The 11021-nt window shown below is 67.4% G+C and carries 7 protein-coding genes and 2 pseudogenes; 7 read left to right on the forward strand and 2 right to left on the reverse strand.

Annotation, left to right across the window (positions count from 1 at the left end):
• Positions 1–808: IS1380 family transposase (locus RM423_RS23110; protein WP_311425404.1), on the reverse strand; the 808-nt coding region annotated here is incomplete at its 3' end.
• Between the two features lie 160 nt (positions 809–968).
• Between RM423_RS23110 and RM423_RS23115 the strand changes: the two are divergent.
• The 7 genes and pseudogenes from RM423_RS23115 to RM423_RS26080 all read left to right on the forward strand — a co-directional run.
• Positions 969–2182 (forward strand): annotated as a pseudogene (locus tag RM423_RS23115) (IS4 family transposase).
• A gap of 1875 nt (positions 2183–4057) precedes the next feature.
• Positions 4058–4786 (forward strand): PA14 domain-containing protein, encoded by a 729-nt coding sequence (locus RM423_RS23120; protein ID WP_311425405.1) that lies wholly within the window; start codon positions 4058–4060, stop codon positions 4784–4786.
• 49 nt (positions 4787–4835) lie between these two features.
• Entirely contained in the window at positions 4836–6488 is a 1653-nt protein-coding gene (locus RM423_RS23125; protein ID WP_311425406.1) for a galactose oxidase early set domain-containing protein, read from the forward strand.
• Positions 6485–7018: an excalibur calcium-binding domain-containing protein gene (locus tag RM423_RS23130; RefSeq protein WP_311425407.1), complete on the forward strand. Its 534-nt coding sequence runs from the start codon at positions 6485–6487 to the stop codon at positions 7016–7018. The genes RM423_RS23125 and RM423_RS23130 overlap by 4 nt, the downstream gene beginning before the upstream one ends.
• Positions 7019–7349: 331 nt before the next feature.
• Positions 7350–7904, forward strand: coding sequence for a mycothiol transferase (locus RM423_RS23135; RefSeq protein WP_311425408.1), 555 nt, complete (start codon positions 7350–7352; stop codon positions 7902–7904).
• Positions 7905–8514: 610 nt separating this feature from the next.
• Entirely contained in the window at positions 8515–8766 is a 252-nt protein-coding gene (locus RM423_RS23140; RefSeq protein WP_311425409.1) for a hypothetical protein, read from the forward strand.
• Between the two features lie 169 nt (positions 8767–8935).
• Positions 8936–10218 (forward strand): annotated as a pseudogene (locus RM423_RS26080) (IS256 family transposase); the annotation flags it as partial.
• 94 nt (positions 10219–10312) lie between these two features.
• Here RM423_RS26080 and RM423_RS23155 read toward each other — a convergent pair.
• Complete coding sequence (locus RM423_RS23155; RefSeq protein WP_311425412.1) at positions 10313–10897, reverse strand: group II intron maturase-specific domain-containing protein; 585 nt, start codon at positions 10895–10897, stop codon at positions 10313–10315.
• Positions 10898–11021 lie beyond the last annotated feature (124 nt).

An 11021-nucleotide genomic window follows, 5' to 3' on the forward strand; every position in this document is an offset into this window, starting at 1 on the left:
ACTCGGTCGTGAAGGTGTCGGGCAGGGTGAACCCGACCGAGTACTGGACGCGCTGCCCGGTCAGCCAGGACAGGAACTCATGGGTGCCGCCCGCGCCGTCGGCGCGGACCAGCACCGACCGTCCCGGCCGGCGCCCAGGCTTGTACCCGGGCAGCTGCGCGAACGCCCGCCGCAGCACCTCGATGTGATCGGCCGCGGTGTTGGACCCCGCGTTTCCCTTTCTCAGCATGACCGAAAGCGGCTCACCGGTCCCGCCGGCGCCGTGGTCGGCGAACACCAGCAAGGGATGGAACCCGAAACCTTTCTTGAACGTCGGCGCTGCCCACTCCTTGTCCGAATGCGAGGTCACCAACGTCGCGTCGACGTCAATCACCACCGGACTGTCCGCGTCAGCGGCATAGTTCGGGGCGTGCTGGCCGGCCGCGGCCCATACCCGCGCCCGTGCCACCGCCCGCGCTGCATCGATCGCAGCCAAGGCCCGGTCGGCGTCGGCGGCAAGGGTGTCGACCAGCCGAGACACCGTCGGGTCTGAGGCCACCGGGCCGAACACCGAAGGCTCGGCGCGCAACACCGCCACATCGGCCAAGCAGTCACCACCCACCGCCAACGCCAGCGCCAGATCGGTGACGATCTTGCCCGGATCATGACGGGCCAGGGGCTTGCGCCACCGCGCCAGCGCCTCAGAAAGCACGCGATCCAAGCCTGCAGCTCTGACCGTCTCCACCAACGACACCGCCCCGGCCTGCGACACGATCTTGGCCGCTGCCGTGTCGGTCTGGACACGCGGATACAACCCGATATTCTTCACCCTGAAGGTGCTCCAAGCTCAGCGGACTAGGTGACTCGACATCTCCGATTCTCGTTGGCCTGGAGCACTCTTCCGTTGATCAACGGAAGAGTGCTCCATGAAAGCCCCGGGTTAGGGCCAATACCGTTCAGTTAAGCTTACAGCGGTGTAGTTTGGTGGTATGCCTCGCGCCGGGTGGGTGAAGCGTGAGTCGGATCGCCGGTTGTCGGACCTGGTGTCGGTGGGGGTGCTGACCCGGGTGTTTCCGCCGGATCTGGTCGACAGTGTGGTCGCCGAGGTCGGCCGGACAGAGCAGCGCCATCGCTCGTTGCCGACTCGGGTGATGGCCTACTTTTCGATCGGGATGGCGCTGTACTCCGAGGGCTCGTATGAGGATGTGCTCGCACAGCTGACCGACGGGCTGTCGTGGGCCTCGGGCTGGCAAGAGACGTACAGCCCGCCGAGCAAGTCGGCGATCTTTCAGGCCCGGGCACGGCTGGGGTCCGAACCGGTAGCCGCGCTGTTCGAGCGAGTTGCGCAGCCGATCGGGGCACAGGACGCGCCGGGGGTGTGGCTGGCGGGGCGCCGGCTGGTCGCGATCGAGGGCACCTGTCTCGATGTCGCCGACACGGCTGCCAACGCTGAGCACTTCGGTCGGCCCGGGGTCAACAAGGGTGAGCAGGCGGCGTTCCCGCAGGCCCGGATGGTGGCATTGGCCGAGTGCGGCACGCACGCGATGTTCGCGGCGAAGGTCGGAACCTACCGCCAGTCAGAGGCGAGCTTGGCCGAGGATCTGTTAGCCCGGTTAGAGCCCGGGATGCTGCTCACAGCCGACCGTGGGTTCTTTTCCTATGCCCTGGGGTGCAGGGCATAGGCAGTGGTGCGGGCTTGCTGTGGCGGGTCAGGACCGACAAGGCCGGCCCGAAACCGATCCACGTCCAAGATCTGCCTGACGGCTCCTGGCTGGCCCACCTACGTCGCTCGACGCCCGCGGCGGCCCGCCGCGAGGAGCCGATGCTGGTCAGGGTCATCGACTACACGATCGAGGACGGCCGCGAGAACGCCACCAGCTATCGGCTGTTCACCACGCTGACCGACCCTGCCGAGGCCACCGCGGTCGAGCTCGCCGCGGCCTACACCCAACGGTGGGAGATCGAGCTGACCTTCGACGAGCTCAAGACCCACCAGCGCGGGCCACGCACCGTGCTGCGCTCGACGTCTCCCGACCTGGTCCTCCAAGAAATCTGGGGACACCTGTGCTGCCACTACGCGATCCGCTGCCTGATGACCGAAGCAGCCACCCACTCCGGGCACGACCCCGACCGGGTCAGCTTCATCGCCGCACTGCGAATCACCAGGCAGACCCTCGCCCACCCGGGCGCTTTTCCCCCCTGACCAGCACGGAGGCGACAGTCCCGGCTGGTTGCTCTTCCTCCAGCGCGTGCTCGGCCGGCTCAACCCGACCCGCCGCGCACGCACGGCACCGCGTGTCGTCAAGCGCAAGATGCCCAAATGGCACGTCAAACGCGCTCACCATGCAGCCTGACCCCAGCCGAAGCAGCCACCCAACTACCGCGTCCCCTCCTAACTGAACGGTATTGGGGTTAGGGCAGGTACGGGCCGTGCATCGACCACATCGCGGCACGCGCTGGGCCCAATGTCGTTGCGACGGCTGCGGACAGCCTCACCCCTGCCCGACCCTGCGCGCAGCTGACCCGCGTGTGCCTGCTGGAGAACCGACACTGGGCTTCGGCAGGGGTGTAAGTCCCCCGACAATGACGACGTCCGCCCTGATGCTGGCGCGCTGCTGGCGCGGGCCCTGACGTCCATGCCAACCCAGGTCTGCCGTCGGCCACGGGTCCGGCCGACTACTTCAACGGCAGCCTCGCCCACGCGGCAGTCGGGTTGGGGTGTGACTTCGCGATCGCCGCGAAGCGCAACTCTGCTGCGTGGCGAGCACTTGCGGCCGTCCCCGACGCTTACTGGCGCGACGCTCGCGGGATGCACGGTGCGCAGGCCGGCGGCCTGCGACTACGCCGTCGGGCTGGCCCAATGGGACCTATACGATCATCCGCAGGGTCAAGATCAGCGTCGGCAAGCTCAGCCGACCCGCGGTCCCGGCGCCGCCAGACCGTGCGAAGGACCAGCTCGCGCTCGTCCTCGGCGGCGCCGCCGAGCACGTCTGGGCGGTCAGCTTCATCGTCACCAACGTCCCCGCCCACCACGGCGACTCGGGCTGGAAGCGTGGTTCGGCAACCGCACCGCGATCGAGGGACGCTTCCGTGAGCTCAAGCACGGCGGAGGCCCCAACCACCTTCCCTCAGCTGATCCTGGCGGGAACAGCGTCTGGGTCTGGGCGGGGCTAGCTCATCCGCCACGCCCGCGGCCTGACCCTGCGACTACCACCCCGGCACACCACGCTGCCCACCGCACTGGCCCGACTACGGGCCCTGGCCGCACCACCTGACCATCAGATCCCGCCCCAACGAGAGCAAGAACCTCGGAGACACTGACACCCGGTCGACGGCCCCCGCACACCCGGCATCAGAATCTAAAGCCCCACCGTCCAAGATCACTGCGCTACTGGCGGGATCTCGGTTAGGCGTTCCTACACACAGCCTAAGCATTAGCGCGGCCTGGCCACCCGCTACGACTGCTCGCCGTCATCTTCCGCGGCGGCGGCGGCGCTGTCGTACGCAGCATCATCCTGTGGCTCCGCAGCCCAATAGGAGACACGCCCTTGTTCAGGTTCACCCGAACGGCGGTATCGCCGGACCGGTGGCTTGCCTACGCTTGGCGGGGCACGTAGGCTTTCCTACGTGTGTGGCACGACGACGTGATGATCCGCAGGGTCCTTACCGACACCTCACGGGTGCACGGAGACGATCGGTCGCCAGACCGTGCGGGGAGCGAATGGCGAGACCGCCGTCCGTTGGACGGCCTAACCCGGGCCCGGATGGGACTGCACGTGGTTGATCGTTTCGACCTGAGCTCGCGCGATCTACCGCGACCACTCGGTCCGCCAGCCTCCGGTGACGTTCTCGAACAGCGAGATGCTCGCCGGCCCGGGGGATGAAGTACACCCGGGCCTACATCGAGTCGGTTTGAGAGCTTGGTCGCTATCGATCCTCAGAAGGCCTCGACCCCCAGCCCCACAGGTCAGCACCGCGAGTTGCTCACACCCACCTCAGGTATGAAGCCCCCAATCTCCAATCAGCCCGGTTCGGTTGACGTCGAACCGCTCCACGCCCCGCAGGGACGCAGATTCGTATGAAGGCACGCAGTAGTGGGCTTGTCCTGGCGGTCGTGGTCGCCGTGCTCGCAGCGCTGGGATCCACGACCCCACGGGCGGCCAGCGCCGCCACGTCGTGTGCGTCGACGCAGTGGTCGGCGGACTTCTTCGGCGGGACGGCGTTGGCGGGGACGCCGTTGGTGTCGCGGTGCGACGCGGCGGTCGCCTTCGACTGGGGTGCTGGCAGCCCGGCGGCGGGAGTGCCGGCAGATCAGTTCTCGGCCCGCTGGACACGGACCGACACCTTCAACGCGGGCAGTTACACCTTCACCGCGACCGGTGACGACGGCCTGCGGATCAAGGTGGACGGGATGACCGTCGTCGACGGCTGGCACGACCAGGCAGCCACGACCTACACCGGCACGACCACCCTGACCGCCGGCGCGCACACCGTGGTCGTGGAGTACTACGAGGCGTACGGCAACGCCTCGATGTCGGCTTCCTACGCCCCCGCCACTGCCGCGGGGGCGGCCGCCCCGGCGCCCGCCCCCGCCGGAGCGAACCTGCTCAGCAACGCCGACCTGTCGGCCGGCGCGCCGACCCCGACCTGCTTCATCGACGGCGGCTGGGGCCAGCGGACCGTCACGGCAGCGGTGTCGACCGACGTGCCGACGGGCGCCACGGGTCGTTCCTGGCGGATAGAGCAGAGCGGCTACGTCAACGGCGACGACAAACTCATGCCCTCCGACGGCGGGCTGCGTCGGTGACATCGACCCGACCGCGAGCTACACCCTGGGCGTCAGTTACAAGACGACGATGCCGCGGACGTCGTTGCCGCTGTTCGCCTTTACCGCCGGCAGCGGCTGGTCGTACTGGACGACCCTCACCACCCTGCCGGCGGTGAACGCTTGGACGCCGGTGAGCCGGCCGGTACCGCCACCACCCGCCGGCACCACGCGTATCTCGTTCGGCGTCGCCGGCGAAGGCAACGGGGTGTTGTTGACCACCGGCTACTCCCTGGTGCGCAACACCGCTGCCGTGAGCAACCTGGCTGCAGTCGGGCGGTGGACGACGTCCTCGGTCACCCTGCCGGTACGCGCGGTGCACAGCACGCTGCTACGAGACGGCCGCGTGTTGCTTATTGCCGGTTCGGGCAACGACCCCAACGCGTTCGCGGCCGGTACCTTCAAGAGCTCGGTGTGGAACCCCGCGACCAACACCTTTCTGGACGTGCCGACCCCGAGCGACATGTTCTGCGCGGGGCACGTGACCCTCGCCGACGGCCGGGTGCTGATCGTCGGTGGCACCACCAGCTACCCCAACGTCAACGGCTCGACCCTGTACCGGGGCGCCAAGGCTTCGTTCATCTTCGACCCGGCCACCAACCAGTTCACCCGGATCAACGACAGCATCCAGGGCCACTGGTACCCCACACTCACCAAGCTTGAAAACGGTGACGTGTGGATGGCCGGAGGCCAGAACGAGAACGGCACCGGCGCGGTCGACACCGAGATGTACGACTCGACCGGGGTCCGCTGGAAGGGCTATGCGGAGGTCCCACAGAACAACCAGTACTGGGGCGGTTACCCGCACATGTACCTGCTGGCGGACGGCCGGATGTTCTACGCCGGCGGCCACACCTTCGGGGGTCCTAGGCCGGGCACGGGCGCGAGCATCTACAACTGGCGGACCGGTGGCGTCGCCGACGTGCCGGGGCTGCGCGACGCCAACCTGCGCGACCAAGCAGGTTCCGTGCTGCTGCCGCCCGCGCAGAACCAGCGGTTCATGATCGCCGGCGGCGGGCACGCGGACCAGAACCTGACCCCCACCAACAAGGTCGACATCATCGGGATGAACGCGGCGGCGCCCGCCTACACCCCCGGTCCGGACCTGCCAGGCCCGGGACGGCTCTACCTGAACCTGACGACGCTGCCTGACCGGACGGTGCTGGCCTCCAACGGAGCCACGGGCAACCGCACCGGCGACGTCTTCGCCGCCGCGATCTACCACCCGGAAGCCAACAGCTGGACCAGCGTCGACCCCGACCCCGTCGGCCGGAACTACCACGCCTCGTCCCTGCTGCTACCGGACGGTCGGGTAGTCGTGATGGGATCCAACCCACTCGACGGTTCATTCGAGTTGCGGGTATCGATCTACGAACCGCCTTACTTGTTCGCAGGCACCCGGCCCACGATCACCGCCGCCGCGACAGACGCCACCTACGGGCAGTCCTTCGCACTGCAAACCGCCGGGACCATTGTTAGTGCCTCCCTCATGAGCCCGGGATCGGCGACCCACCAGACCGACACCAACTCCCGACTGGTCGACCTGCCTATCACCGGGAGCAACGGCGCCTTCACCGCCACGGTGCCCGTCAACCACGCGCTGCTGCCGCCCGGCCCGTACATGCTCACGGTGCTGAGCAACCAGAACGTGCCCTCCGTCGCCCGCTGGATCAACGTCCGATGAAAGGCAGCCGTATGCCAGGCAAGGCACCACTGCTCGCTGCAGTAGGAATCGCGGTAGCCGTCACGACAGTGATCGGGCTGGAGATGAGCAGCGCATCGGGAGCGTCCGGTCCCCGCAGCCTGGGGCAGGCGATGAGCGAACGGCACGGTCACGCCGCAGGGGACCCGATCTTTATGGACAAGGGGCGTAAGGGCGTGGACAGCGACGCCGATGGCGTCAACCAAGGCACGAAAACGCAAGCCTCCAAGGTGAAGCTGGGGCAAGCCGCGGCGGTGACACCTGACCAGCTCCTGAGCCAAGGTGATCGCAGCGGGGCGTGCACCATTGGGTACGGCCGCGGGCTGCAATGCCTGCCGACCACACCACCGAGCGCCGGCCAGATGGGGATGACAGTTCAGCAGATGCCCTGGACCTGCGCCGAGGTCCGCACCGTCCTGTCCCGAGGCATCCCGCTGAACAAAGCCGGCGTGGACCCAGCACAGCTGGACGGCAACCACGACGGGGTGGCCTGCGGTCCTGGTGACCGCTGACGGCACGCGGTGAGAGCTGCCTGCCGCGCGCATTGCGCCAGGCACCGACACGAACAGACACCGGCCATACCGACCGACCAAGGTAAACATTCACAGCGGGGCACAGACCCAGCATGCTGGGCTGGAATCGAACCGGCATTTGTGGCTCTTGTGGTAACTGTTCAGGTTCCTTTCCGCGTGGCTTGTTGATCTTGGGCTGAGGTGCGGGACGCTTCACCTGTCCGTACTGCGACTTCCCCCCGCAGGCAGGTGCTTGTCGTGGTCGATCCGGCAGTTCCCGTTGTGCCAGCGGCTCCCTGTGTTGAGGAGTTGCTGGTCGTGCTGGCGCAGCGTGAGCGCCCTGTTGAAGATCCGGGGTCTGGACACCGAGCAGCTCACGCATCGCGCCGTTGCACCGTCCTCGATGAGCCTCATCGGGGTCATCCGGCACCTCACGGAGGTCGAGGGGTACTGGCTGCGCGTCGTGCTCCTCGACGAGCAGCACGTCCCGGACTACTACTGCACCGCGGTTAGCCGGGACGGCGACTTTGGCGACATAGACCCTGCGACGGCGGCAACCGACCTCGCGGCGTTCCAGGCAGAGATCGTCACCACCCGCGCCCACGCCGCGGCGTGGACCGACCCGGCGTACCCGTCTGCGGGCTGCGCAAGGGCAAGCAGGTCAACCTGCGTTGAATCCTCAACCACCTCGTCGAGGAGTACGCCCGCCACCTCGGCCATGGACCTTCTCCGCGAGGCGAGATCGACGGCCGTACTGGCTACTGACCGTAACCGGCCGCCGCCGTGCTGCACAGGTCTCCACAGTGCCATCAGAAGCAACATCGGCTTTAGGCGCACGCGATCTGCGGCAGATGAGGATGCTCGACACCTCAAGTCTTCGACCTAGGCGGTCGAAGCCGAAGTGAAGTGCTGGCCGGACAGGCTTGCTCAAGTGCCCACGGAAGCGAGAGGAGAGCCCTGTGCCTGCAACGTGCCGGCGGCAACAGCGCCCGTGGGTCCACCCGAGCTGGGGCGGCCCTGCGGCTGTCAGCGTAGGTATGGCAACGCCGGGACTTCGGGGCACGCCTTCTAGCAGTAGTCCGGCGTTCGATGGTGTCGCCGTGCTCTCGTTCACCCAGTCGTGAAAACCGCGGCCGTAGTAAGGCCCGGGGGCGCGGTACGTGCCGGGGACCGAGCCGGCCATGACCCTGCTGCGGTGAGCGCGCGGGAGGCAACTCCGCGGCGTCGGCCCAAGGAGCCTTCGCTGCCCTCCGCGAAAGTTCTTGGCGCCCAACGCCATGCGGCTTTGCAGCGCTACCAGTCCCTGAACAGCGCGGCTTCCCTCGGTTTGGAGGAAATCGCACGGTTGGCGCAGTTCGTCGCGGGCAGCCAGTTCGCCGCCGTGCACCTGCTCGACCAGGACCAGCAGCACCGGCTAGCGCAGGCCGGCGGCGTGCCGCTGTCCAGCATTCCAATAGAGCACAGCATGTGCGTGCAGGTGGTCCAGGCGCGATGCTGTGATCGCGATGGCGGCCAAGGCCAGCGAGGGCCGCGCCCAGGTGATCGCGCTGGGGTTCGTCCTAGCCGCCTACGAGGCCGCGACCGGCAAGCACACGTGGCGGGCCAACGATCCGGACATGGGCCGGTACTTCGCCTTCCTGGCCGATAACGGCTACGAACTGTCCGACGTCGAGCAGCTCACCGTAGCGCCACCGGTCAAGCGTCGTGCTGGCGCGCTCCGGGTCGTCGAGGGAGGACAGCAAGCCTGACCCAATGAGCGGCCGGAGGGTGGGGCAATCCGTAGTTGCCCCACCCTCGGGCTACTCCACATCATCTCAACACGCTCGCCGTCCTCGCCCTGCCAGGGGGCGTGTCAGATCGAATGTGTAAGTGACGTGGCCTGACTCTGAGTCCTAGTGACTCGGAAGGGACCACGCGATGACAGACACTGAGATCGTGCCCCGCAAGTCTGACCGTCTGCCGGCGGATCGACCGCCGCTGGTCGATGCCGAGCTGGCCGATGAGCTGCTGGCTCGGGCGCAGAGCGACGGCGTCGAGCTGCTCGGCCCGGACGGGCTGCTGAGCCAGGTGACCAAGGCGGTCCTCGAGCGGGCGCTGACTGAGGAGATGACCCAGCACCTGGGCTATGAGAAACACGACCCGGCCGGCCGCGGGTCGGGCAACAGCCGCAACGGCGTCACGGGCAAGCGGTTGCTGACCGAGATCGGCGGCATCGACCTGGAGGTGCCCCGCGACCGCGCCGGCAGCTTCAGCCCGCAGATCGTGCGCAAGGGCCAAACCCGCCTCGACGGGTTCAACGACCGCATTATCGCGCTCTATGCGCGCGGTCTGACCACCCGCGACATCCGGGCGCACCTACGCGAGATGTATGACGTGGACGTCAGCCCGGATCTGATCAGCCGGGTGACCGACGCGGTGCTCGAGGAGCTGCAGGAATGGCAGTCCCGTCCGCTGGATCGGGTCTATCCGGTGGTGTTGCCCCCAAGCGCTTCGTGCAGGGAGGTGCCCCCTTCGATGCGCTGATGGTCAAGATCCGCGACGGCGTCGTCGCGAACCGGCCGGTGTATTTGGCGATCGGGATCGACTGCGAGGGCGCGAAGAACGTGCTCGGGCTGTGGGTCGGGCCCTCGACCGGTGAATCGTCGAAGTTCTGGCTCACCGTGCTCTCCGAGCTCAAGAGCCGCGGGGTCGCCGACGTGTGCATCGTCTGCTGCGACGGACTGACTGGCTTGCCTGATGCGATCGGCGTCATCTGGCCGCAGGCGACGGTGCAGCTATGCGTGGTGCACCTGATCCGGGCATCGCTGCGCTATGCCTCGAAGAAGGACTGGGGCGCGCTCACCAAGGATCTGCGGCTCATCTACACCGCCGTCGACGAGCAGGCCGCCGACACCGCGTTGGACGCCTTCGCCGAGAAGTGGTCGACGCGGTATCCGACGATCGTGAGGCTCTGGCGTTCGCACTGGGCCGAGTTCGTGCCGTTCCTGGCGTTCCCGCCCCAGGTCCGCCGGGTCATCTACACGACGAATCTGATCGAGTCGATGAACGCCCGGCTCCGCAAGGTCACCCGCAACCGCGGCCAATTTCCGACCGAGCAGGCCGCGCTGAAAGTGCTCTACCTCGCCGTGCGCAACCTCGAGGACTACCGAGGGGCCACGGTGGGAATCCGAAGTTCAGGCTGGTTGAGTCGGCCCGACACGCGGTGTCGGCATTGCTGCCGATCCGTTTCCCCGGGCCGCTCGCCGAACCCGGCGTGCGTGTCTCCACGCACCGGGCTCTCCACGATCGGTTCCCTCAGGCATGGTTCGGTCGCAGGTAGGGGTTCGGGATCGTGCCGCCCCGGTATCGGTATCGGGTAACTGCCACCGATCCTGGGTTGAACACCTCGACTCCGTCGGCCGCGAACGGCAGCCACCGCCCGCTGGCGGTGGTGAAGCGGCGGCGGAACTGTCCCCACCGCCAGCGATGCCGTTTGCGCAGCCACCGGATCAGTCGCCAGTTCACAAAGTGACGCAGACGGCTGAAGGTGTGTTTGCAGACGGCGTGCCGGAAGTAGTTGGTCCAGCCGCGCAGGATCTGATTGATCCTGGTGATCACGGTCCCCATGTTCGCCTGCGAGACCCGGTGTGTCAGAGCACGGATCTTCGCCTTGACCGCGCGAAAGGGCCGGTCGGCGATGAACGTGTAGACATACCACTTGTTCGTCCCTCGTTTGCGTTTCCACTGGATGCGGAAGCCGAGGAAGTCGAACCCGTCGGACATGTGCACGACCGTTGTCTTGCCTGGTGACAGCTTCAGACCCAACGGTGCCAGCACCTGGGCGACGGCCTCGCGCAGGATTTCCACGTCGTCGCGTTGGCCGTGCACGAGCACGAGCACGACGAAGTCGTCGGCCTATGTCGACCGCCGGATTATGCCGCGTGAGGGTCGAGGGCCCTTGCTGATGCTGGGTGATCTCGCGGGCTGGTCGGCATAATCCGGGTCGGCCGGGCTCGGGGTCAGA

The organism is Jatrophihabitans lederbergiae, from assembly GCF_031845305.1.
GTDB classification, from domain to species: Bacteria; Actinomycetota; Actinomycetes; order Mycobacteriales; family Jatrophihabitantaceae; genus Jatrophihabitans_A; species Jatrophihabitans_A lederbergiae.